Raw genomic sequence first — 23685 nt, forward strand, 5'->3', positions numbered from 1 at the left:
GAAGCAAACACCAATCTTTATATAGGTGGTTGCCAGTTGTCCCCTTCCTACCCTACCAGCGTCAGCAGATGAAAATCTATCAATGCCGTTCGTAGAGTAAAAAGAAAACTTGGCTAATGCCAAGCTAAAATAGCGACAATAGCCTTTTCACCTTAAGGTAGATCCTAAAGGCTCTTGCACTTATTCTTTGAAAGCAGACTTTTCACTTTCATGACGTGCAAAAAGAAAAAAAGGGTTATATAACCACATTTTTTCCAAACAAACAAATGATTATACTATTTTTCCCACACCATTTGATTTTTATGCAAATTTTGCGCTAAAAATTCAACTGGTGAAAATACACGTATCTTTGGCATTTTATAATATTACCATAGACCCAAATTCGAGTCAACACTTTTTCGAGCGAATAATAAAATACCCTTTATTCCGCTCTACGACTTCGACATTCACGAAAATGGACTCTAGCTTTTCGATAGCTGATGGAGCTCCCTGTTTCTTTTGAATGACGATCCAAAGTTCTCCATCATTCACAAGATGATCATACGCCTGTTCAAATATCGCATGAACAACGCTTTTCCCTGCACGGATCGGCGGATTCGTAAGGATAGCACCGAAATCATTTTTTCTTACCTGCTCAAATAAGTTGCTTTGATAGATGGTCACATTGTCCAATTGATTGCGCATCGCGTTCTTTTTCGAGAGCTCGATTGCCCGTTCGTTTATATCAACCATCGAAACCAATGTATCTGGATAGGCAGCCGCAAGGGACAATCCGATCGGACCATATCCACAGCCCATATCTAAAATCCCACCATCTGCTTCTGGTTTTTCAAATGTTTCTATTAAAAGCCGGCTGCCGAAATCCACTTCTCTTTTTGAGAAAACACCCGAATCTGAATAAAAGCGAAAAGCGCGACCCTTTAATGTAAACGACCAATCTTTCATATCGCTCTGTGAAACAGGTTTACTCGAATAATAATGATCTCCCATTTTGCCATCTCCTTAGATAACTTACTATGATCGAAGGAAGTCCTAACATCTTGTATAACTCTTTGCTGTGGTAAATATACATGCCTATACACGCTGTTGACTATAGCAAGAAAAAAAGCCCGCGATTCACGCGAGCTTCTTTTGTAGTAGAACAATGATTCAAAAAGCTGACTAGTTCCTTTTTGAATTTCATTTAAGATTACTTAAGTTCGATCGTAGCTCCAACTTCTTCAAGCTTAGCTTTCATTTCTTCAGCTTCTTCTTTAGCTACGCCTTCTTTAAGTGGCTTTGGAGCTCCGTCTACTAGTTCTTTAGCGTCTTTAAGTCCAAGACCTGTGATTTCACGAACTACCTTGATGACTTTGATCTTAGATGCTCCAGCGTTTTCAAGGACTACGTCAAATTCAGATTTTTCTTCAGCTCCACCTTCAGCAGCGCCGCCAGCAACAGCTACAGGTGCTGCAGCAGTTACTCCAAATTCTTCTTCGATTGCTTTTACTAGATCGTTAAGTTCTAGTACAGACATTTCTTTAATTGCATCAATGATTTGATCTTTACTCATTGTTAAATCCTCCTATTAGTTGTTTTTTAAATTAAATAAACGTTTCCGTTATTTTGAAAATCCAGATTATGCACCTTGCTCTTCTTTTTGATCTGCAACAGCTTTCGTAGCCAACGCGAAGTTACGCATTGGTGCTTGAAGTACGCTAAGAAGCATAGAAAGAAGTCCTTCGTGTGATGGAAGTTCAGCAAGTGCTTTGATGTTCTCGACAGATGTGATCTGACCTTCGATTACACCAGTTTTGATTACTAACGCTTCGTGTTCTTTAGCGAAGTTGTTCAAAATCTTAGCTGGAGCAACAACCTCATCATCACTGAAAGCGATCGCTGTAGGTCCAACTAGTGATTCACTCAATCCGCCAAGCTCAGCTTCCTCAGCAGCACGACGAGTCATCGTGTTTTTGTATACTTTGAAAGTGATACCAGCATCACGAAGTTGCTTACGCAATTCAGTTACTTCAGCAACATCCAGTCCGCGGTAATCTACGAAGATCGTAGCTTTACTATTACGAAGCTGATCTGCAATTGTTGAAACTAACTGTTTCTTTTGTTCAAGTACGCTCATTTTTACACCTCCTGTTTTTTCATACCGCAGTTGTTTGCACAACTCATGAAAAAAGCCTTTATGTCTGCAGACATAAAGGCGTAGTGTCATAAAATCATAACGATGTATGAATTTCAACACACCTCGGCAGGGAATTAAGCGATTCCTCGCACCTACTGTCTACGGTATGACCTATTCAATTGCCGATAGTTATTATATCTTGGGTGCATCTAAAAGTCAACAGCTTATTTTGTGGCAAAGCTATTCGGGCTGACTTTGATTCCAGGTCCCATAGTTGAGGCGATAGCAATGTTCTTGATGTAAGTTCCTTTAGCTGCCGCTGGCTTGACTTTGATCAATGTGTCGATGATTGTAGTCAAGTTTTCTACAAGCTTGTCATCTTCGAACGATACTTTACCAATTGGGCAGTGAACGTTACTTTGCTTGTCTACACGGTATTCAACCTTACCAGCTTTGATTTCTTGAACTGCTTTTTCAACTTCGAATGTTACTGTTCCTGTTTTCGGGTTCGGCATCAAGCCTTTAGGTCCTAATACACGACCAAGCTTACCAACTTCACCCATCATGTCTGGTGTTGCAACGATTACGTCAAATTCGAACCAACCTTGGTTGATTTTGTTGATGTAATCAGCATCCCCTACATAATCAGCTCCAGCAGCTTCTGCTTCCTTCGCTTTATCACCTTTTGCAAAAACAAGAACACGTTGTGTTTTACCAGTTCCGTTCGGAAGTACAACTGCTCCACGAACTTGTTGGTCTGCTTTCTTAGGGTCAACCCCAAGACGTACAGCAACTTCTACAGTTTCGTCAAACTTAGCTGGAGCTGCTTTTTTCACAAGCTCGATCGCTTCGTTTGCACCATATTGATTGGAACGATCAACAAGCTTTGAAGCTTCTTGATACTTCTTTCCTTTTTTAGCCAATTTCATTTCCTCCTTAAGTGTGGTTTTTACGGAATATCCTCCCACTTGTGCGCCAATTCAGCGCCATAAGAAAGGTTGCGAAAAACGCAACCTTATGTGCTATGCATGATTAGTCCTCAATTACAATACCCATACTGCGCGCAGTACCTTCTACCATACGCATGGCAGATTCTACGTTTGCAGCATTAAGGTCAGGCATTTTCGTCTCAGCGATCTCTTTTACCTTATCACGCTTAACCGTTGCAACCTTGTTACGGTTTGGTTCTCCAGAACCTGACTCGATACCTGCTGCTTTTTTCAACAATACTGCAGCCGGTGGAGTTTTCGTAATGAATGTAAATGAACGGTCTTCAAAAACCGTAATTTCAACCGGGATAATCATACCAGCTTGATCAGAAGTTCTTGCGTTGAATTCTTTACAGAATCCCATGATGTTAACACCTGCTTGACCTAAAGCCGGTCCTACTGGTGGTGCTGGGTTTGCTTTCCCTGCAGGAATTTGCAATTTTACTACCTTAATTACCTTTTTAGCCACGTGACACACCTCCTTAGTCCGTGATGTGGTATATTGGGCTCTTTTGGCCCTCCCACTCAATAACGGGGCTGACGTACGCCAACCCTCCCAATTTTATATCGGGTTGTTTCAAACATTAAAATTCTATCATTTCCTGTTTTACATTTCAACATTTTCTTGAAAGTTTTGTTGAAAAGCCGACAAAGTCCTTTAATAAGTTCTTTTTTCCCGAAGGAGTGTCGTGAATTTCGCTTAAAGAAATAACCCTGTGTTGGTAATTCCTGCGTCGGAAATTCGCTGTTTATCATCCGTCTAGCTATTGGATCTTCTCCACTTGAGTAAACCCAACTTCAACGGGAGTCTCTCTTCCGAACATGTTGACGTGGACCTTAAGCTTTTGTTTATCGATGTCGATATCTTCAACAGAGCCTACGAAATTCGCAAAAGGACCTTCTTTGATCTTCACACTTTCTTTAACTTCATAATCGACTTCAGCTTTTGGTTTTTCAAGTCCCATGCTAGATAGAATACGATCTACTTCTTCAGGTAACAGGGGTGTAGGTTTCGATCCTGAACCCGTAGAACCTACGAATCCTGTAACACCAGGTGTATTCCGTACGACATACCAAGAATCGTCTGTCATGACCATCTCTGTCAAGACATACCCTGGGAACACCTTCTTCATAGCGGTCTTCTTCTTGCCGTTTTTAATTTCTGTTTCTTCTTCTTGCGGCACAAGCACACGGAAGATCTTATCCTCCATGCCCATTGATTCAACTCGCTTTTCCAGGTTCGCTTTTACCTTGTTTTCGTATCCAGAATACGTGTGTACTACATACCATCTTTTTTCCATAACTTGTGAGGACACGATCGTCCTTTCCCTCCCAAACGGATATACTTTACCATTGTAGCCATTTGTTTTTCAGATTAATCAAGTACCTTCAATTATTCAAATACGGTTTCAATGACCCAAGTTAATCCTTGGTCAATCAATGCAAAGAATATTACGATGAAAATTACTGTCGTCAAAACAGTAATTGTGTACTTTGTCAATTCTTTACGATTCGGCCAAGAAACCCTTTTTAGTTCCCTGACGACATTAGTGAAAAACCTACCTGTTTTTTGTGCAATACCAGCCATTTATTTTACCCCCCAGTAAAATTGGTTATGAATGAAAAACTCCCTAAACTTACCGTTTTGCCATGTTGATTTGCATAAAGTGACAGGTTCAATGTTGAATCGGCGGCTACCGTAGGCAATACGGTTCTATTTATCTGATCGTTGGACGGATTTCATTTGGTTTCACGATGTAACGTGTGCGTCTGGCAATGTTTGCAGAACTTTTTCATTTCGATTCGACCTTGATCACTTGCTTTGTTCTTCTTAGTCGAATAGTTTCGTTGCTTACATTGTTCACAAGCAAGTATGACCTTCGTACGCATCAGTAATCATCTCCAGAACACATCAAAAATCCGAACAATTTTCGAGTTTAACCCATACTTTGTCCATTTTATGCTATACACTTTATCACAGGGGTATAGTCCTGTCAACGCAACCAGAGCGTGCTCCGAAGCACTCCGGACATGTTTTTCAAATGTATATTTGTGACTTTTGAAGCAGCATTAAAGTCTAAAAAGTCGAAAAGTTGACGAATCAGAAATAAGAAGTTCAAGGCACGATGGTTTTAAGGACCGGAGCGACAGCGATACTTGCATCATTACTACGAGTTGTACCGAGGAAGCTTTCTCCAAATGTTTACTAGTAGACGCAAGTACATACGCTCTTTCATAGAGCCGTAAAACGAAGTAACGTAGAAATTCGCAGTTTATCATTCATTGGCTTTTTGAGTCACCTATAAAGTGCAAGAAAAAAACAGGGACATATCCTTCCCTGTCAATCAATGAATGCGCGTTCAAAAGTCGCCGTATTATTTCGATCTTTTTTACAGTTGAAGAAGTATTTATTACTTTCTTCAGTTTAAGCGTAACTAGGCTCAGCCACAGGCTTGACTTTGCCAAGTTTTCTTTAAACTTCGCTATAATCCAACTTCTCTTAACTCGAGATAACGTTCAAGTTTTCTTTTTACTCGTTGAAGGGCATTGTCAATTGATTTCACGTGACGATTCAAATCAACTGAAATCTCCTGATAAGATCGTCCATCAAGATAAAGCATCAATACTTTCCGTTCCAGATCACTTAACAGTTCTCCCATTTTGAGTTCGATATCATCAAATTCTTCTTGATTGATGATCAGCTCTTCCGGGTCTGTTACCCTTGAACCACATATGACATCTAACAGCGTCCGATCAGATTCTTCATCATAGATTGGTTTATCGAGTGATACGTATGAATTAAGCGGAATGTGTTTTTGTCTTGTTGCAGTTTTTATGGCGGTTATCATCTGGCGAGTAATACAAAGTTCAGCGAAAGCTTTGAAAGAAGATAGCTTGTCCTCTTTAAAATCACGGATAGCTTTGTAAAGTCCAATCATACCTTCTTGAATGATGTCTTCGCGATCCGCACCAATCAAAAAATAAGACCGTGCTTTTGCGCGGACGAAATTCTTGTACTTGTTGATTAAGTATTCAAGTGCGGGGCTATTACCTTCGTGAACCTGCTCCACAATCAACTCATCTTCAAGCTCGTCAAATTTCGGGTGTACAATCTCTTTGAGTTCTATGCTCACGAGAATCCCTCCGACCATGGCGACCTAGATATAGAAATATTATACAGTCACATTCGACAAGCGTCAACCACTCACCGGTCCCCTCGCCGCCATTTTTCAAAAATTTCTGCCACTTCATCTGACAGTGTCAAGGCTGAAGAGCGCCTTTCATTTTGAATATCTTTCACTTTTCGACTGATTCTTTTTTCGATATTGTCTACCTCGATTGCCAGCTCCCGAGCAGACTTCCGCAAAGCTCCAAGGCCGAATGTAACCCATTGTTCAAGAAAATCAGATGTAGCTACATGGATTTTGGTGCGGATGTCTTTCAGTTCTTTTGCCAGCTTTTCAATTCGCTCATCTGCCGATTCATTCTCTTTTGTAAAAATAACTTCGATCCGATAGTTTTTGAATTTCGTTTCGTTTCCAGGTACATAATGGGCATCAAAAACGACGATAACTCTCATGCCCGTATATGCCTGGTATTCTGCCATCTTATCGACCAAGAGATCACGTGCAGCGGCAAGGTCATCATCCCTAAGGATTCGGAGGTCCGGCCAATCCCCTATCATGTTATAGCCGTCAACCAGTAGAATCTCCATCGTTATTCACCGGAAGACCTTCGTTGCCTGAATACTTCGTACATCAACAGACCTGCAGCCACCGAAGCATTCAAGGAAGTCACTTTACCTTTCATTGGAAGAGATACGAGAAAATCACATTTTTCTTTCACCAATCGACCGATCCCTTTTCCCTCGCTTCCTACGACCAACCCAATGGGCATATCGTATTTCGCATCAGTGTAGTCCTGGTCTCCTCTGGCATCTGTCGCAACAAACCATACTCCACGCGCCTTCAGGTCTTCAATCGTCCTTGCAATATTCGTCACACGGACAACGGGCACGTACTCAATTGCACCTGTCGAAGCCTTTGCCACAGCAGAGGTCAATCCTACAGCCCTTCGTTTCGGTATGATCACGCCATGCGCACCGGAAGCATCGGCTGTCCTTAAAATCGACCCGAGATTATGAGGGTCTTCGATTTCATCCAACACAAGGAAGAATGGATCTTCATTCTGTTTTTTCGCTAGATCGAAAATATCCTCGATATCTGCATAATCATAAGCTGCTACATAAGCCAGGACACCTTGATGATTGACGCCTTCAGCCAGGGAATCCAGCTTTTTCTTTGGGACATACTGGACTTGGATCCGTTCTTTCTTAGCCTGACTGATGACTTGTCCGATCGACCCTTTCTGTGCCCCTTCTGCCACAATGATCTTGTTGATGTCTCGTCCAGATCGAAGTGCTTCGAGGACAGGGTTCCTTCCGGATACGATATCATTATTCATCTGCTTTCCCCTCCTTCAGGTTTTTCTACGATGGTTATCGCCTTTTCAATGATCGAATCCAAACGCTCTTGACTGTCGGATAAATACAGAAATCCAATCAAGGCTTCAAAGGCTGTCCCATATCGGTAGGTCTGGATGTCTGTATTTTTCGGAATCGTACCCATTTTACTATTCCTTCCCCTACGGACCACGCCTTGTTCTTCTTCCGTCAGTTCAAGGTTCTCAAGCATCGCCAAAATGACAGATGCTTGAGCTCTGGCTGAAACGTAACGAGTAGAAAGCTTGTGAAGCTGGTGTGGTTTGACCTCTCCTTTCCCTAACAAATAGGAACGGATGTACACTTCATAGACAGCATCCCCAATATAAGCGAGCGCAGAGGATTTCAATTGTTTCGGATCTGCGATTGACTGACTGTAAGGCTCCTTCATGATTTCCGTTTCCACCTTACTCCTTGAGGAGTATCTTCAAGTATGATGCCTTGCTCAATCAAGTTGTCTCGGATTTCATCAGCAAGCTGAAAGTTCTTTTCTTTACGTGCTTGATTCCGTTTTTCGATCAATCCTTCGATGTCTTCGTCCAATAACTCCTTATCAGCTTTAAGAACCAAGCCTAGGACCTCTCCGATTTCCGTAATAACTGCAACGAATTTCTCTAACACCTCAATGGTTGTATTCTTTTTTTGTAGGTATACATTCGATTCTTTAGACAAATCGAACAAGGTTGCGATTGCGTTCGAGGTGTTGAAATCATCATCCATTTCCTTGATGAACCGCTGCTTGTAATCCTCGATTTTTTGCAGCCATTTTTCATTATCAACACTGAGATCCGCACTATGCTCGATACGATGTTCGAGGTTTTCAACAGTCGTTCGGATCCGGTCTAAACTTGTCATTGCACTTTCAAGCAGTTCTTCAGTAAAGTTAATCGGGTGTCTGTAATGGACATTCAGCATGAAGAACCGGAACGCTTGAGGGTCAACCTTTTTGATCAGCTCGTGCAGGAGGATGAAGTTCCCGAGTGACTTCGACATTTTTTCATTGTTGATGTTAATATACCCGTTATGCATCCAATAATTTGCCATCTTCTTATTATTCAATGCTTCAGATTGAGCAATCTCGTTTTCATGGTGAGGAAACGATAGGTCTTGCCCGCCTGCGTGGATGTCAATTGTGTCTCCAAGATATTTTTTCACCATGGCAGAGCACTCGATATGCCAACCTGGCCTTCCTTTTCCCCACGGGCTTTCCCAGAAGATTTCTCCTTCCTTGGCTGTTTTCCATAAGACGAAATCTAACGGATCTTCCTTGTGTTCTCCTATCTGGATCCTGGCACCTACACGGAGTTCATCAATCGATTGCTGGGAAAGCTTCCCGTAATCCTTGAATTTCTTCGTCCTGAAATAGACGTCTCCACCTGATTCATAGGCGTATCCTTTTTCAATCAAGGTTTCAATGAATTCGATGATATCGTCCATGGTTTCAGTTACACGTGGATGGAGATCGGCTTTTCTGACATTCAATTCGGATGTATCGTTGTGGTAGGCCTCTATGAACCTTTCCGCTAGACTTGGCACTTCCTCACCAAGTTCTCTTGCAGCCTTGATGATTTTGTCATCGACATCTGTGAAGTTTGAGATGAAATGAACATCATATCCTCGATACTCGAGATAACGGCGAACCGTATCGAAGACGATCGGCGGTCTCGCATTTCCGATATGAATGTAGTTGTAGACAGTCGGTCCACACACATACATGCTCACTTTTCCTTCTTCAATCGGTTTGAATGGTTCTTTTTGCCGGGTCAATGTGTTATAAATGTGAATGCTCATTTCAACTCACTCCTTCTTAAAAACTCGATATCTTCTTTCAAACGTTCGATTTCTTTCTCCATCACTTTCAATTTATCCGATACCGGGTCCGGAAGGTCGCTATGGTCGAGATCACCTTTCACGCGAACACCATCTTGAACCACTACCTTGCCAGGTATACCGACGACTGTGGAATTTTGGGGTACATCTTGTAAAACGACCGATCCCGCTCCCACCTTAGAACACTTACCTATCGTGATCGAACCTAAAACTTTCGCACCTGTTGCAACCAATGTATGATCTTCAAGCGTCGGGTGACGTTTACCTTTTTCTTTCCCGGTTCCACCTAATGTTACGCCCTGGAATAAGGTTACGTTATCTCCGATTTCACATGTTTCGCCAATGACGACACCCATTCCATGGTCAATGAAACAGCGTCTGCCCACCTTTGCCCCAGGATGTATTTCAATACCAGTAAAGAAACGGCTCAATTGCGATATGACGCGGGCCATAAAGAAGAATTTCTTTTTCCAGAAAAAATGCGCGAAGCGATGCGCCCAAATGGCATGTAGACCTGAATAAGTCAAAATCACTTCAATATAGCTTCTTGCAGCAGGGTCTTGGTCGAATACCACATCGATATCTTCCTTCAAGGTTTTAAACATATACGTCACTCCTCTCCACTATGATTTCTTTTATCCAAAACCTTTACATGCGCTTTGGTTTTTTTTACGAAATTCATTCCCAGATGTCTTTTTAACGGACACCAGAGACCTTATTGAGTAGAAAATATGGAAAAGCAGCTGTTTTGTACACAAATAGCGTCTCTCCTGTCCGTTAAATTTTTCTCTTTAAAAAATTATTTCTTAGAGGTCTCGCCTGGGCTCGTTTTTCTCGCAGGGATGTCGCGAATTTCACTCAATCATCTCTAAACGAATCAACATTAAGCTTTAACGGAGCATAATAAATGAAATAAAAAACGCCTCTGTGATTACTCACAGAGACGCTTTCGGCGCGGTCCCACTCTGTTTAGAAGAACGAATGCTCTTCTCTCTCAGCTTCCTCTAACGGTGGAAAAACCGCTCCTATCTACTCGCTTCAATAAGAGTCTCAGAGGTGCATTTCAGGCGTCCTTCCTTGAACCACTTTCAGCCGATGATGGTTCTCTCTACTAAGAAAGGGCACACCTTACTTCTCCTCTTCACAGATTTATCATCATTGTTTTCTTTTTACTATATTACATTTCAATTAAAATGTGTATCGTTTAGTTTCCGAATTGCTGGATTGCATCTTCAAGCCTTGCGATGACCACATCTTTACCAAGCAATGATAAAGAATCCGGAAGTTCTGGTCCGTGGGACTGGCCTGTTGCCGCAACACGGATCGGCATGAACAATTTCTTGCCTTTGTGTCCGGTTGCTTTTTGTGTTGCTTTAATCGCAGACTTGATTTCAGCAGGTTCGAATGTCTCCATTGGTCTGATTTGTTCAATCAATCCGTTCAACACTTCCGGAACTTGTTCTTCGCTTAACACCTCAGCAGCTGCTTCATTGTAATCAACAGATTCGTTGAAGAACAATTCCGTCAAAGGCACAATTTCTGCCCCAAACGTAAGCTGCTCTTGATAAAGGGCGACAAGCTTACGAACCCAAGCTTCCTCTTGTTCATTTCGCTCTTCAGGAACACGTCCAGCACGCTCTAGGTGGGGAACAGTCAATTTCAGTACACGATCGAAGTCAGCTTGCTTGATATATTGGTTGTTCATCCATTCCAATTTTTTCGTATCGAATACTGCTGCCGCTTTAGACAAGCGGTCTGCATCAAAAATCTCGATGAACTGTTCTTTTGTGAACAGCTCCTCTTCTCCTTTTGGAGACCAACCAAGCAAAGCGATGAAGTTGAATAGTGCCTCAGGTAAATAGCCGAGGTCTTCATATTGCTCGATGAATTGGATCGTCGATTCATCACGCTTACTGAGCTTTTTGCGGTTTTCGTTAACGATCAAAGTCATATGACCGAATTTTGGTTCTTCCCATCCGAAAGCTTCATAAATCATCTGTTGCTTTGGTGTATTCGAAATATGATCGTCTCCGCGTAAAATATGAGAAATCATCATATGATGATCATCAACAGCAACTGCGAAGTTGTAGGTCGGAATACCATCTTTTTTCACGATAACCCAGTCACCGATTCCATCAGATTCGAAGGTTACACGATCTTTTACGATGTCGATGAACGAATATTCCTTTCCACGTGGAACTGCGAAACGAATACTTGGCTTTCTTCCTTCTGCTGCAAGCTTTTCCCGCTCCTCTGGCGTCAAGTGGCGGCACTTTCCGGAATAACGAGGCATTTCGCCACGCGCCTGCTGTTCTTCTCTTTCTTGTTCTAGTTCTTCTTCCGTACAATAACATTTATAAGCTAAACCTCGATCGAGCAGATCATTGTAATGTTCGCGGTAAATATCAATACGCTCCATCTGGCGATATGGACCGTAGTCACCACCGACATCGACACTTTCATCCCAATCGATGCCAAGCCATTTCAAATAGTTAAGCTGGCTGTATTCGCCGCCTTCTACATTTCTTTTTTGATCGGTATCTTCAATACGGATCACTAATGTACCGTTCTGGCTGCGGGCAAACAAGTAATTGAACAAAGCCGCACGCGCATTACCGATATGTAAATGTCCTGTTGGACTGGGTGCATAACGAACTCTTACGTTAGACATAATGATCTCACCTTCCACATTTTCTTTGTAGCTATTCTATCATAGTTGTAAAGCGCCTTCCTGTTAATGATTCCCACCAACACGTATTGCTATTTCTCCATCAATACGACAGCCTGGGCGGCGATTCCCTCACCTCTACCCGTAAATCCTAGTTTTTCCGTCGTGGTCGCTTTTATGTTCACTTGATTAAGGTCAGCCTCCAGCAATTCAGCGACAACGTTTCTCATATCATCAATATGAGGAGCCATCTTCGGGAGCTGGGCGATAATCGTTGCGTCCACATTCCCTAGTGAAAATCCTTTTTCTTTACCCAGTTCATACGCACGCTTCAATAGGATTTTCGAATCGATATCTTTAAAATCATCACTCGTATCTGGGAAGTGTTTTCCAAGATCACCCTCCCCGATTGCGCCGAGAACAGCATCGGTGATGACATGTAAGAGGACATCTGCATCAGAATGTCCGAGCAGACCTTTTTCGTACGGGATAGTTACACCTCCGACGATAAGCGGCCTCCCCTCAACCAATTGATGTACATCAAAACCTTGTCCTATCCTAAACATCCTTTTGTTGTGCCTCCCTCTCCCGAATGATTGCATTCGCAAACAACAAATCTTCCTTTGTCGTCAACTTGATATTTAGATAATCCCCTTCTACGATCGACACAGGTTGTCCAAAATATTCAATCAGACTAGCATCATCTGTACCAAGATGACCTTTCTCTGCAGCAGCTTCATGTGCATACCGGATAAGGTCCAGATGAAAAGCTTGTGGGGTTTGAACAGCCCACAAGCTACTTCGATCCACAGTCTCGATGACGGTATCCTGATTGATCCGCTTAACTGTGTCTTTAATCGGCACTGCAAGAACAGCTGCACCACAATCTTTTGCTTTCGTAACAAGGTTATGGATGGATTCAATCGAAACGAACGGTCTGGCACCATCATGAATCAATACGAGCGCTTCTGAATCGATCGCTTTTATTCCCTCATACACGCTATGTTGTCTTTCATGACCGCCAGGGACAATATGTTCAACTTTATCCAATCTATAAGTGGTGACGATCCGTTCGAGTTCAGCCAACTCGTTTTTATTTCCGACAAGGATAATACCACTGCACCAATCATCCTCTTGAAAAATTCGCAAGGTATGAACGATAAGTGGTATTCCTTGAAGTGTTATGAATTGTTTATTCTTACCTGCACCCATCCGTTTACCTTGACCGGCAGCAGGAATGATCACGACATAATTCACACATCTCATCTACTTTCCGAAAGGATTACAGAGCCTTCTCTAACAGTTTAGGCTTTGCAAAAATCATTCGACCGGCAGATGTTTGGAGAACACTTGTAACCAGGACATCAATCGTTTTACCGATATAATCACGTCCATCTTCCACGACGATCATTGTGCCATCATCAAGATATCCGACACCTTGATTCTGTTCCTTCCCGTCTTTGATCACCTGAACATTCAGTTCTTCTCCTGGAAGGACCACTGGTTTGACAGCATTGGCTAAATCATTGATATTTAACACTGGAACACCCTGGAACTCACATACCTTATTCAGGTTATAATCATTCGTTACGACCATTCCAGAGACTAATTTTCCTAACTTCACAAGCTTACTATCGACTTCTTGAACGTCTTCAAAGTCACCTTCGTAGATTTCAACTTTGATAGCAAGTTCTTTTTGGATCCGGTTCAGGATATCGAGCCCCCGACGTCCTCTATTCCTTTTTAACACATCAGAAGAATCCGCGATATGCTGCAATTCTTCAAGGACGAATTGAGGGATGACGATCGGTCCTTCCAAAAATCCTGTCTGACAAACATCTGCGATTCTACCGTCAATTATGACACTCGTATCAAGGATTTTCAATATACCGGTGCTCGTAGATTTCGTTTCGATTTCCGCTTCCTTTTTCTTATTCGCAAATCGTGCTGAAGTAAATACGTTGACTAACTCCTCACGTTTTTTGAAACCGAACTGGAACCCGATATACCCTAACAAAGCAGTGACGAAAAAGCCGATCACATTCACAACGATACTCAATTCCATACTGTTCAACGCAAACATGGCTAAATAAGCAACAAACAGGCCGAAAATCAAACCGAATGAACCAAAGAGCACATCAGCTACAGGCGCCTTCATCAAGGATTCCTCAATCCATTGGATGAACCCGACGATATAATCCGCCAACCAGAATGTACTTAGGTAAAAGACAATTGCACCAATGACAGTTCCCATGTAAGGTGATGTAATGAACCCAGGTAAATCTCCAATATTAATTAAATTATTTAATAATCGTATAAGTTCAGGTACATACAAGTAACCCAGGGTACCACCCACGATGATAAAAAACAATTGAACAATTCGCTTTAACAAAATTGTTCACCTCCTTCTTTTCATTATAGACAGTTCATCAAATTTGAAACCTATTGCTATCATTTTACATAAAATTACATGAAAAATACAGTCATTTGAACTCGAAATCCTATCTAATTTGTGTCAGATATGGCGATCAAGAAACAGCTGCTCTTGAATTCGCTTCAAACCGTCCTTGATTTTCCGAGCACGTATTTCTCCAATGCCCTCTACTTCATCCAACTCTCCAATAGAAGCCTTCAATGTATTTTGGAGGTGTTCGAAATGTTGGACGAGGTTTTCGATGATAAGGGACGGCAGTCTCGGTATTTTATGCAAAATACGATAGCCTCTTGGCTTGACCGGCTCCTCATATATATTCGCAGAGGGGAGGTAGCCTAATAACCGCACAATTGCATTTTCTTCTAATAATTCTTCACTGGAAAGTTTTTTCAATTCATTTAAGGTCCGATATGGATCCACTTTTGCATCTCTAGCATAATCTTTCACAATAAGGGCAGCTTCCGATTCGATATTGGATACGAGTTCCTCCATCTGCATGCTGATCAAGCGTCCCTCGGATCCAAGTTCGTTTACATATTTAATGATTTCGTTACGGATACGGAGTACCATTTCGATGCGATGGATGACCTGAGAAACCTCCTGGAAGGTAACCAATTCTTCAAACTCAAGCGCCCCAAGGTCAGTCAGACTCTGATCAAGGACGGATTTATATTTTTCTAGCGTCTGTAATGCTTGATTGGCTTTTGTCAGAATGACGCCGATATCCTGCAAGGAATAACGGATATTTCCTTGATACAATGTGATGACATTCCTTCTCTGTGAAATGGAAACGACTAGATTTCCTGTTTGCTTGGCAACACGTTCTGCAGTACGGTGCCGTATCCCTGTCTCTTTTGAAGGTATCGAGGTATCCGGTATGAGTTGAGTATTCGCAAATAAGATTCGATTTCCTTCATCATTTAAAATAATTGCACCATCCATCTTCGCCAATTCGTATAAATAAGCTGGAGAGAAGCGGCAATTGATCGAAAAACCGCCATCGACAAGCTTCTGGACCTTGTCATTAAAGCCGACGACGATCAATCCACCGGTTTTCGCCCTTAGAACGTTATCGATTCCATCTCGTAAAGGCGTTCCAGGTGCTATATATTGAAGCATTTTACTTACAATCAATTCTTTCATGGTAACGTCCATGCATCAACCTCCTAATGTGTGGCGTAGCGTATCTTGTACAGATGATACACCGACAACTTCCATTCCTTCAGGGACCGTCCATCCTCCTATATTCTTTTCAGGCAGAATGACACGTTTGAACCCTAGCTTTGCAACCTCGTGGACACGTTGTTCAACACGTGAGACACGTCGCACTTCCCCGGTCAGACCGATTTCGCCTATGTACACATCAGTAGGTTTAGTAGGTTTGTCTTTGAAACTGGACGCGATGCTCACTGCAATTGCTAGATCCACCGCAGGTTCATCCAATCGGACACCACCAGCAACATTGACATACGCATCCTGATTCTGCATCAATAAGCCTACCCGTTTTTCAAGGACTGCCATCAAAAGGGAAACCTTGTTATGATCAATCCCGCTCCCCATCCGGCGCGGATTGCCAAAGCTTGTCGGTGATACTAATGCCTGTATTTCTACGAGAACGGGTCGTGTTCCTTCCATGGAAGCCACGATAGCAGAACCAGCTGCACCGTCCGATCGTTCTTCTAAAAAGACTTCAGAGGGGTTCTCGACTTCGTCCAATCCTGCTTCCTTCATTTCAAAAACACCGATTTCATTTGTAGACCCAAAACGGTTCTTTACAGCACGTAATATCCGATACGTATGATGCCTCTCTCCTTCAAAATAAAGAACAGCATCTACCATATGTTCAAGTAAGCGAGGACCTGCGATTGATCCTTCCTTAGTAACGTGTCCTACAATAAACGTTGCAATTCCATTCGTCTTCGAAACCCTCATGAATTGGGATGTACATTCTCTTACTTGCGATACACTGCCAGGGGCTGATGTGATTTCAGCTCTGAACACAGTCTGGATCGAATCGATGATCAATAAGCTCGGGTTGATTTCATCAATCGCTTTTTCGATCAGATCCATATCTGTTTCAGCATGTACATAAAGGTTATCGTGATTGATACCGAGTCTTTGTGCTCTCAATTTCGTCTGTTTGATCGATTCTTCCCCAGAAATATACAAGACGGTATGGTTGTGTTGAGCGAGTTTGGCAGACATCTGCAGCAATAGCGTCGATTTCCCGATACCAGGATCTCCACCAACCAGGACGAGCGATCCCGGGACAATCCCTCCACCCAGTACTCGGTTCAATTCATTGATCTGCGTATTAATCCTAGGTTCTTTTTCACTTTTTATTTTAGTGATCGGCGCGGGCTTCTGGCTGGATCCTCCAGTTTGGAAGGATCTGCGGTGTCCTTTCTCAGGTTGGGTGATTTCTTCCACCATCGTATTCCACTGTCCACATCCAGGACATTTTCCCATCCATTTTGGAGAATCATACCCGCAATCCGAGCATAAGAAACTTGTTTTTCTCTTTGCCATCTATATTTTCCCCATTTCCCAAACGGTTTCCATTTTCTATATTTGTTATTGCCATCATATCATAAACGGGTTTGGGAACTCTTCTTTTATACATTGTATTCATAAGTTCTCATCATATGGGTAATTCTGGGGATTTGATGATAAAACCGTCCAAAATATAGTATTATACCTCCAACCATTTCTGCGAGATTCTCTCCCTTTCCGTGGGCTGACGAAAAGCGGAAGCGACCCGCTTAGTCACACAGGTCACTGGAAAACAGACGAGGAGGCTCGAACCAAACAAAGACTTGGTTCTGCGTGGGCTAACTCATAAGGATGTCAATCAATGTGTTGCCGCCGCAGGAAGTTTGAAGTGATCCAAGTGACTGGTCGCTGAGCTAGACAGCACCTCCATGGGTCTCGCCTGGCTCGCTTTTCCCGCAGGAGTGTCGCGAATTTCGATAAAATGTTTTCTGAAGGTCAATTTAACAAAACAAATTTAAAAAACTCCATCAGCTTATGGGAGCTGATGGAGCTTGGCAGTTTCCTCTTTATCAGGTCCCTGCACCGACAGTATTGACTGTGAAGTCGTTGTTTTCCACGTCAATCCGTACTGTCTGGCCTTTGGCGATTGTACCTCTAAGCAGCTCTTCAGATAGACGGTCTTCGATTCTGCGTTGTAAGGCACGGCGCAATGGACGTGCACCATAATCCGGATCGTATCCTTCTTCAGCGATCTTCTCAAGCGCAGCCTCAGTCATTTCAATATCAATACCTTGCTCAGCAAGGCGTTTCTGAAGCTGGTTCGACATCAAGCCGATGATGTGCTTGAGGTGTTCTTTTTCAAGTGTATGGAACACGATCGTTTCATCAATACGGTTCAGGAACTCTGGACGGAATGCTTTTTTCATTTCGTCCATTACCTTGGTTTTCATATTTTCATAAGCCTGATCTTCTGATTGGGTCGTGAAGCCCATATGCTTGTTACGTTTCAATGTATTAGCTCCGACATTGGAAGTCATGATAACAACCGTGTTACGGAAGTCGACGGTACGCCCTTTCGAATCGGTCAAGCGACCATCTTCAAGTACTTGAAGTAAGATGTTGAACACTTCAGGATGGGCCTTTTCGATTTCATCCAACAGGATGACGGAGTATGGGTTACGGCGTACTTTTTCAGTCAGCTGTCCGCCTTCCTCATGGCCGACATATCCTGGAGGTGAACCGACGAGTCGGCTTGTCGTATGCTTTTCCATATACTCGGACATATCAATTCTGATCGTCGCATCCTCATCACCGAATAATGCTTCGGCAAGTGCACGGGCAAGCTCCGTCTTACCAACACCAGTCGGTCCAAGGAAAATGAATGAACCGATCGGTCGTTTCGGATCCTTTAATCCAGCACGGGCACGTCGTATCGCTTTGGAAATCGCCTTGACTGCTTCTTCTTGACCGATCACCCGATTATGAAGGATATCCTCCATATTGAGTAGCCGTTCTGTTTCTTCTTGCTTCAGTTTGGAGACCGGAACTCCAGTCCAGTTGGACACCACAAGGGCGATATCTTCAGGAGTCACTTCTGTATTTTCCTGACCTTGCTTCTCTTTCCATGTATTCTTCGTCGACTCTAGCTCTTCACGCAATTTTTGTTCTGAATCACGTAGCGAAGCCGCTTTTTCGAATTCTTGACTCTGAACCGCAGCATCCTTCTCTTTGCGGACGCTTTCTAGCCTCTGTTCGAGCTCTTTCAAGTTCGGAGGTGCTGTATAGGAACGGAGGCGTACTTTCGAAGCTGCCTCATCGATCAGGTCGATCGCTTTGTCTGGTAAGAAACGATCGGAAATGTAACGGTCTGATAATTTTACGGCCGCATCAATTGCATCATCCGTGATTGTGACACGATGATGGGCTTCATAACGGTCACGCAATCCTTTTAGAATCTGGACGGATTCGTCATTAGTCGGCTCATTGACACGGATCGGTTGAAAACGTCTTTCTAAAGCCGCGTCCTTTTCAATATATTTTCTATATTCATCTAATGTCGTTGCACCGATACATTGCAGTTCACCGCGAGCTAGGGCAGGTTTCAGAATGTTTGAAGCATCGATTGCACCTTCTGCACCTCCAGCACCAATCAATGTGTGGAGCTCATCGATGAACAAGATGATGTTTCCGGCCTGGCGGATTTCATCCATTACTTTTTTCAATCGATCTTCAAATTCACCACGGTATTTCGTTCCAGCGACGACTGTCCCCATATCAAGTGTCATAACGCGTTTATCTCTTAACGTTTCCGGCACTTCATTATTGATGATTTGTTGTGCGAGTCCTTCTGCAATCGCTGTTTTACCGACACCTGGCTCCCCGATCAGAACCGGGTTGTTTTTCGTACGACGGCTCAACACTTCGATGACACGTTCAATCTCTTTACTGCGGCCGATGACTGGATCAAGACTGTCGTCACGAGCTACAGCTGTGAGATCTCTCGCAAGACTATCAAGTGTTGGTGTATTCGCATTGACTGAAGATCCGCCTGATGACGAGGAAGATTCGTTGCTTCCCAACAGTTGCAGTACCTGCTGACGTGCTTTATTCAGGCTTACCCCGAGGTTGTTCAGTACTCGCGCTGCTACGCCTTCCCCTTCACGGATCAAACCTAGTAATATATGTTCAGTTCCAACATAAGAGTGACCAAGTTTCCGAGCTTCATCCATCGATAATTCAATGACTTTCTTGGCTCTTGGTGTATAGTGGATCGTTTGGACGGACTCCTGACCTTTGCCAATCAGTGTTTCGACTTCTTTTTGAATTTTTTCAGGACTTAATCCTAGAACAGAAAGTGCTTTTGCTGCAATGCCTTCACCTTCACGTACCAAACCAAGCAAAATATGCTCAGTTCCAACATTGTTATGCCCTAGGCGGATCGCTTCCTCTTGTGCAAGAGCGAGGACTTTTTGCGCTCTTTCCGTAAATCGACCAAACATCATCTTGATCACCTTCCTATTCGTTGTTCTTTTCCAATTTCAATCTCTCACGTATCAACGTTGCTCGGCGGATGTCCCTTTCATCAGGGGTCAACGTTGCGCCTGCGTATTGTTGTAAAAATCCTGGTTGAGTGAGTATCATAAGTTCATTCAATATTGTGTGTGAAATACCTTCTATCAATTTCAAATCGATTCCAAGCCGTACATCCGATAAACATTTAGTGGCCTCTTTAGATTGTATGATTCGACTGTTTGCTAGGATACCGAGTGACCGGTAAACCCGATCCTCTAATTGCAATTTCGAGGTCTCAAGCAATTGTTTTCTGGAGGATCGCTCCTCTTCTATGAGCTGGATGACGACTCCTCTTAAATCTTCTACAATATCCTGTTCAGATTTACCCAATGTCATTTGATTTGAAACTTGAAACACATTACCCTGTGCTTCGCTGCCCTCTCCGTAAATTCCTCTGACAACTAGACCTAACTGGTTGATCGCTGGGACGATACGCTGAATTTTCTGTGTTAACACAAGAGATGGCAAATGCATCATGACCGATGCTCTCATCCCTGTACCAACATTCGTCGGGCAACTTGTAAGATAGCCATGTTGTTCATCAAACGCATAATTCAGTTTTTCCTCGAACCAATCGTCTATACCGCTTGCTAAAGTCAAAGCTTCAACCAGTTGAAAGCCTGGAAAAAGGCACTGGATCCGGATATGGTCTTCTTCATTGATCATGATGCTTACATTTTCTTCATCACTCATCAACACTCCCGAATGCTTCGGTTCTTCTGTGAGGTTCGGACTGACTAAATGTTTTTCTACTAAAACCCGTTTTTCAATCGGTTTCAAATCATCTATATCGATATACGATAAGACACCTACATTACCATATGTTTCATTCTGATAATGTTTTCGGATTTGTTGATTTACTTCATCTGCTTGCTGATCGTTCGAAATAGTTGGAAAAACATGATTTTCAAAGTTCCTTGCTAACCGGATCCGACTGCTTAAGACAATATCCGAATCAGGACCTTCTCTTTTCATCCAAGGGCTAATCGCTTCACTGATAAATTTTTTAAGAGACATCGATCAGCTCCCCCCTTTGAACCGTTTTTCCATCATTCGAATCTCATCTCTTATTTTAGCAGCTTCTTCAAATTCTTCTTGTGTGATAAGCTGTTGCAGTTGCTGCTTAAGTTGGTCGATCTTTTTACGCTCAATTAGATCATTACCTATGCGTTTCGGAATTTTTCCAGTATGGCTTGTATTTCCGCCGTGGATTCGCTTAAACATCGGGGTCAATTTCGACTCGAAAGTTTTATAGCAATTCGTGCAGCCAAACCGACCGATCTTCGCAAACTCAGCATAACTCAACCCGCATTGAGAACATTTCGTGACTTGTTTTTCTGGTTGAGAGCTGGCGCCTCCTATCGATTGATCGAAATTAAGTAGTCCTGATAATAAATTGTGAATTGAAAACGAATTGGATCCTGGTATTAAATCTCCTTTATCCTTTGCACATTGCTCACATATATGAAATTCAGTCTTTTTCCCATTGATGATTTTCGTGAAGTGCAAAGTTGCTGGCCTTTGTTGGCATTCTTGACAGTACACGCCTTACACTCCCCTCAATCTTTATATTTCAAGCTTTGTATCATTGCTCGTAACAGATTTGCACGTAGTTCATCCCGATAAGGCAATACGATATTGATTGTGGAGCGATCGATTACACTTTTCATCAGCCGTGCTTCTTTCTTCGTTATAATTCTTTCTTCAAATAGCCTGTAGATGATGTTTTCACTAGCAGCTTGGCTGATACGTAAGTTAATCATTTTGAGGATTTCATCAAGTAAAATGGTCGAACTATCTGTTTCTACTTTAATAATCCGAATATATCCTCCTCCTCCTCTTTTACTTTCCACAATAAAGCCTTTTTCAATCGTAAACCTGGTATTGATGACATAATTGATTTGTGAGGGGACACATTGAAATTTCTCAGCAATTTCACTTCGTTTGATTTCAATTGCTTTTTTATGGCTTTCTTTAATGATTTCCTTCAAATGCGCTTCAATAATATCAGATATGTTTTTCATCCCATCGTTGCCCCTCCTACAAAATCTGACTTTGACTTTCTTTGACTATAATTATAAACATTTGCCCATAAGTTGCAAATGTTTTGATGTCTACATTATAGACAGACTTTGAAGTGAATAAACTATTTTTCACTCTGTTGCAAACACTTTATGAACAAACTCAACGGATTGTATCTTGTCATACAATTCCGGTAGCTTTTTTGGGTTGGATAACTGAATTTTGAATGTATATTTTATAAGGGGGATCGAAGCATCATTCGGATAATCATCTACAGATAAACTTAAAATCGGTGTTTTCAATGCTTCCAATTCATTTACGATCCTGGATAAAGATACTTCGTTATTCTCTACAATGACTGTGACATGATGATAACGCTGTTTGCGTAAATACAAATCCTCGAACTTGTTCAGGAACAATAAACTCAAAATCATGATGAATGTTGTAAAAATCGCTTCATAATACATCCCTATTCCCACTACAAGACCAATCCCTGCAACAAGCCAGATCGATGCTGCTGTCGTCAGTCCTTTGACTGTGACACCGTGTACCAGAATCGTCCCTGCTCCTAAAAATCCGATTCCGCTTACAACATAAGCAGGTAAACGTGAAGGATCAAAGCCCTGGACACGTTCATGGGAATTTAAAAAATCCTCGAACCCGAACATTGATAAAATCATCATCAGACAAGCGCCGACACCGACCAATAAGTGCGTCCGGAATCCAGCTGGATGTCGTTTGAATTCACGCTCAATTCCGACTAATCCACACAATAGAGCAGCCAACAATAACCGGATGGTAATCGTCGCTGTTTCATCTGTCCACCAATCGAACAAATCAATTTCCATATTTATCTCCCCTATAAGTACGAGAATATAATGCCTTTAATATTACATGGTATGGTATATAGTATTCAATTATAGGCTAACAGCTATAAAAGGTGAAATAAAAATGATCGTTATTTCGATTGGCTTTCTAAAATGGTTCCATTAGCCATGAAAGCGGCAGAGATTTAGCTATTTCTGGTTATGTATGCAGCCTCGTCGGGGTCATACTCCAACTGCTGATCGGTCTCCTAGGGCTCATTTCCTTTTCATTCTTCACCATTAGGGGCTAAAGAGATGTATGGTTTATGCGCGAATCCAACGTATCCTAGACTTGTTTGTACGTCAATATGTGATTTTAGTTTTTTCACGGTCATAACTATTTGAGTCCATCATTTTTCGTAAAACCACGGTTTCATTATCTTGAGTACCTCTATACATCAAATTCTGTTCTTCGTATTTTCATGCACTTTAAAACTCCCTGAGTTCTTCATTTTTTTCTCAAAATACAAAAAAGAACAGCTTTGCAGCTGCTCTCATGACATACCTCATGAACGTTTCATAAGATCGTTTCTGCATGAAAAATCGATTTAAATGTCCTCATGAACGCTTCATAAGACACTTCGAAAGCAAAATGGTTATTTATACAACAAAAAAGAGCAGTCTCTCGACTACTCTGTGTTGCCCGGCGACGTCCTACTCTCACAGGGGGAAGCCCCCAATTACCATTGGCGCT

At 42.3% G+C, this 23685-nt stretch carries 25 protein-coding genes and 2 other annotated features; all 25 genes read right to left on the reverse strand.

The genetic code is table 11. The features are described from left to right. Positions 1-387 precede the first annotated feature (387 nt). The gene (locus KOL94_RS24005) at positions 388-990 is read right to left on the reverse strand and encodes a class I SAM-dependent methyltransferase (RefSeq protein ID WP_221569198.1); all 603 of its coding nucleotides are present in this window, start codon (positions 988-990) and stop codon (positions 388-390) included. A 199-nt stretch (positions 991-1189) separates the two neighbouring features. Continuing rightward, entirely contained in the window at positions 1190-1552 is a 363-nt protein-coding gene (rplL, locus tag KOL94_RS24010) for a 50S ribosomal protein L7/L12 (RefSeq protein ID WP_221569199.1), read from the reverse strand. A 66-nt stretch (positions 1553-1618) separates the two neighbouring features. Beyond that, positions 1619-2116, reverse strand: coding sequence for a 50S ribosomal protein L10 (gene rplJ / locus KOL94_RS24015; protein ID WP_221569200.1), 498 nt, complete (start codon positions 2114-2116; stop codon positions 1619-1621). A 39-nt stretch (positions 2117-2155) separates the two neighbouring features. Beyond that, positions 2156-2299: a sequence feature (ribosomal protein L10 leader region), on the reverse strand. 41 nt (positions 2300-2340) lie between these two features. Further along, positions 2341-3084: a 50S ribosomal protein L1 gene (gene rplA, locus KOL94_RS24020; protein WP_311775224.1), complete on the reverse strand. Its 744-nt coding sequence runs from the start codon at positions 3082-3084 to the stop codon at positions 2341-2343. A 64-nt stretch (positions 3085-3148) separates the two neighbouring features. Beyond that, positions 3149-3574, reverse strand: coding sequence for a 50S ribosomal protein L11 (rplK, locus tag KOL94_RS24025; RefSeq protein WP_221569202.1), 426 nt, complete (start codon positions 3572-3574; stop codon positions 3149-3151). A gap of 295 nt (positions 3575-3869) precedes the next feature. Further along, positions 3870-4406 (reverse strand): transcription termination/antitermination protein NusG, encoded by a 537-nt coding sequence (gene nusG / locus KOL94_RS24030; protein ID WP_221569203.1) that lies wholly within the window; start codon positions 4404-4406, stop codon positions 3870-3872. A 92-nt stretch (positions 4407-4498) separates the two neighbouring features. After that, positions 4499-4693, reverse strand: a complete 195-nt coding sequence (secE, locus tag KOL94_RS24035; RefSeq protein WP_221569204.1) for a preprotein translocase subunit SecE — start codon at positions 4691-4693, stop codon at positions 4499-4501. A gap of 152 nt (positions 4694-4845) precedes the next feature. Beyond that, the gene (gene rpmG / locus KOL94_RS24040) at positions 4846-4995 is read right to left on the reverse strand and encodes a 50S ribosomal protein L33 (protein ID WP_221569205.1); all 150 of its coding nucleotides are present in this window, start codon (positions 4993-4995) and stop codon (positions 4846-4848) included. A gap of 593 nt (positions 4996-5588) precedes the next feature. Further along, on the reverse strand, positions 5589-6239 hold the full coding sequence (gene sigH, locus KOL94_RS24045; RefSeq protein WP_221569206.1) for an RNA polymerase sporulation sigma factor SigH: 651 nt from the start codon (positions 6237-6239) through the stop codon (positions 5589-5591). Between the two features lie 71 nt (positions 6240-6310). Next, a complete protein-coding gene (locus KOL94_RS24050; protein WP_221569207.1) occupies positions 6311-6820 on the reverse strand; it encodes an NYN domain-containing protein in 510 nt (169 codons plus the stop codon). A 2-nt stretch (positions 6821-6822) separates the two neighbouring features. Next, positions 6823-7569 carry a 23S rRNA (guanosine(2251)-2'-O)-methyltransferase RlmB gene (gene rlmB / locus KOL94_RS24055; RefSeq protein WP_221569208.1) on the reverse strand — a complete coding sequence of 249 codons (747 nt, stop codon included), beginning with the start codon at positions 7567-7569 and terminating at the stop codon, positions 6823-6825. After that, entirely contained in the window at positions 7566-7973 is a 408-nt protein-coding gene (locus KOL94_RS24060) for a Mini-ribonuclease 3 (RefSeq protein ID WP_221569224.1), read from the reverse strand. Before KOL94_RS24060 ends, rlmB begins: the two co-directional genes overlap by 4 nt. Before the next feature lie 20 nt (positions 7974-7993). Then, complete coding sequence (gene cysS, locus KOL94_RS24065) at positions 7994-9397, reverse strand: cysteine--tRNA ligase (protein ID WP_221569209.1); 1404 nt, start codon at positions 9395-9397, stop codon at positions 7994-7996. Then, a complete protein-coding gene (epsC, locus tag KOL94_RS24070; RefSeq protein ID WP_221569210.1) occupies positions 9394-10041 on the reverse strand; it encodes a serine O-acetyltransferase EpsC in 648 nt (215 codons plus the stop codon). Before epsC ends, cysS begins: the two co-directional genes overlap by 4 nt. 331 nt (positions 10042-10372) lie before the next feature. Beyond that, positions 10373-10590: a binding site (T-box leader), on the reverse strand. Positions 10591-10640: 50 nt separating this feature from the next. Further along, positions 10641-12107 (reverse strand): glutamate--tRNA ligase, encoded by a 1467-nt coding sequence (gene gltX / locus KOL94_RS24075; RefSeq protein WP_260412643.1) that lies wholly within the window; start codon positions 12105-12107, stop codon positions 10641-10643. An 89-nt stretch (positions 12108-12196) separates the two neighbouring features. Continuing rightward, positions 12197-12670: a 2-C-methyl-D-erythritol 2,4-cyclodiphosphate synthase gene (ispF, locus tag KOL94_RS24080; RefSeq protein ID WP_221569211.1), complete on the reverse strand. Its 474-nt coding sequence runs from the start codon at positions 12668-12670 to the stop codon at positions 12197-12199. Beyond that, positions 12663-13361 carry a 2-C-methyl-D-erythritol 4-phosphate cytidylyltransferase gene (ispD, locus tag KOL94_RS24085; protein WP_311775225.1) on the reverse strand — a complete coding sequence of 233 codons (699 nt, stop codon included), beginning with the start codon at positions 13359-13361 and terminating at the stop codon, positions 12663-12665. Before ispD ends, ispF begins: the two co-directional genes overlap by 8 nt. 25 nt (positions 13362-13386) lie before the next feature. Next, entirely contained in the window at positions 13387-14496 is a 1110-nt protein-coding gene (locus tag KOL94_RS24090) for a PIN/TRAM domain-containing protein (protein WP_221569213.1), read from the reverse strand. A gap of 123 nt (positions 14497-14619) precedes the next feature. Next, the gene (disA, locus tag KOL94_RS24095; protein WP_221569214.1) at positions 14620-15693 is read right to left on the reverse strand and encodes a DNA integrity scanning diadenylate cyclase DisA; all 1074 of its coding nucleotides are present in this window, start codon (positions 15691-15693) and stop codon (positions 14620-14622) included. Positions 15694-15696: 3 nt separating this feature from the next. Further along, positions 15697-17067, reverse strand: coding sequence for a DNA repair protein RadA (gene radA, locus KOL94_RS24100; protein WP_221569215.1), 1371 nt, complete (start codon positions 17065-17067; stop codon positions 15697-15699). A gap of 533 nt (positions 17068-17600) precedes the next feature. Further along, positions 17601-20033, reverse strand: coding sequence for an ATP-dependent protease ATP-binding subunit ClpC (gene clpC / locus KOL94_RS24105; RefSeq protein ID WP_221569216.1), 2433 nt, complete (start codon positions 20031-20033; stop codon positions 17601-17603). Positions 20034-20046: 13 nt separating this feature from the next. Beyond that, the gene (gene mcsB, locus KOL94_RS24110) at positions 20047-21120 is read right to left on the reverse strand and encodes a protein-arginine kinase McsB (RefSeq protein WP_221569217.1); all 1074 of its coding nucleotides are present in this window, start codon (positions 21118-21120) and stop codon (positions 20047-20049) included. Between the two features lie 3 nt (positions 21121-21123). Next, positions 21124-21648: a protein-arginine kinase activator protein McsA gene (gene mcsA, locus KOL94_RS24115; protein WP_221569218.1), complete on the reverse strand. Its 525-nt coding sequence runs from the start codon at positions 21646-21648 to the stop codon at positions 21124-21126. A 14-nt stretch (positions 21649-21662) separates the two neighbouring features. Further along, the gene (locus tag KOL94_RS24120; protein WP_221569219.1) at positions 21663-22127 is read right to left on the reverse strand and encodes a CtsR family transcriptional regulator; all 465 of its coding nucleotides are present in this window, start codon (positions 22125-22127) and stop codon (positions 21663-21665) included. A 129-nt stretch (positions 22128-22256) separates the two neighbouring features. Next, positions 22257-22973 carry an MgtC/SapB family protein gene (locus tag KOL94_RS24125; RefSeq protein ID WP_221569220.1) on the reverse strand — a complete coding sequence of 239 codons (717 nt, stop codon included), beginning with the start codon at positions 22971-22973 and terminating at the stop codon, positions 22257-22259. Positions 22974-23685: the final 712 nt, after the last annotated feature.

Source organism: Alkalihalobacillus sp. TS-13, assembly GCF_019720915.1.
Lineage (GTDB): Bacteria > Bacillota > Bacilli > Bacillales > Fictibacillaceae > Pseudalkalibacillus.

Coding starts and splice junctions, on each gene's coding strand:
- KOL94_RS24005 (WP_221569198.1), bottom strand. CDS start 990: ATGGGAGATCATTATTATTCGAGTAAACCTGTTTCACAGAGCGATATG.
- rplL (WP_221569199.1), bottom strand. CDS start 1,552: ATGAGTAAAGATCAAATCATTGATGCAATTAAAGAAATGTCTGTACTA.
- rplJ (WP_221569200.1), bottom strand. CDS start 2,116: ATGAGCGTACTTGAACAAAAGAAACAGTTAGTTTCAACAATTGCAGAT.
- nusG (WP_221569203.1), bottom strand. CDS start 4,406: ATGGAAAAAAGATGGTATGTAGTACACACGTATTCTGGATACGAAAAC.
- secE (WP_221569204.1), bottom strand. CDS start 4,693: ATGGCTGGTATTGCACAAAAAACAGGTAGGTTTTTCACTAATGTCGTC.
- rpmG (WP_221569205.1), bottom strand. CDS start 4,995: ATGCGTACGAAGGTCATACTTGCTTGTGAACAATGTAAGCAACGAAAC.
- KOL94_RS24050 (WP_221569207.1), bottom strand. CDS start 6,820: ATGGAGATTCTACTGGTTGACGGCTATAACATGATAGGGGATTGGCCG.
- rlmB (WP_221569208.1), bottom strand. CDS start 7,569: ATGAATAATGATATCGTATCCGGAAGGAACCCTGTCCTCGAAGCACTT.
- cysS (WP_221569209.1), bottom strand. CDS start 9,397: ATGAGCATTCACATTTATAACACATTGACCCGGCAAAAAGAACCATTC.
- epsC (WP_221569210.1), bottom strand. CDS start 10,041: ATGTTTAAAACCTTGAAGGAAGATATCGATGTGGTATTCGACCAAGAC.
- gltX (WP_260412643.1), bottom strand. CDS start 12,107: ATGTCTAACGTAAGAGTTCGTTATGCACCCAGTCCAACAGGACATTTA.
- ispF (WP_221569211.1), bottom strand. CDS start 12,670: ATGTTTAGGATAGGACAAGGTTTTGATGTACATCAATTGGTTGAGGGG.
- disA (WP_221569214.1), bottom strand. CDS start 15,693: ATGGACGTTACCATGAAAGAATTGATTGTAAGTAAAATGCTTCAATAT.
- radA (WP_221569215.1), bottom strand. CDS start 17,067: ATGGCAAAGAGAAAAACAAGTTTCTTATGCTCGGATTGCGGGTATGAT.
- clpC (WP_221569216.1), bottom strand. CDS start 20,033: ATGATGTTTGGTCGATTTACGGAAAGAGCGCAAAAAGTCCTCGCTCTT.
- mcsB (WP_221569217.1), bottom strand. CDS start 21,120: ATGTCTCTTAAAAAATTTATCAGTGAAGCGATTAGCCCTTGGATGAAA.
- KOL94_RS24120 (WP_221569219.1), bottom strand. CDS start 22,127: ATGAAAAACATATCTGATATTATTGAAGCGCATTTGAAGGAAATCATT.
- KOL94_RS24125 (WP_221569220.1), bottom strand. CDS start 22,973: ATGGAAATTGATTTGTTCGATTGGTGGACAGATGAAACAGCGACGATT.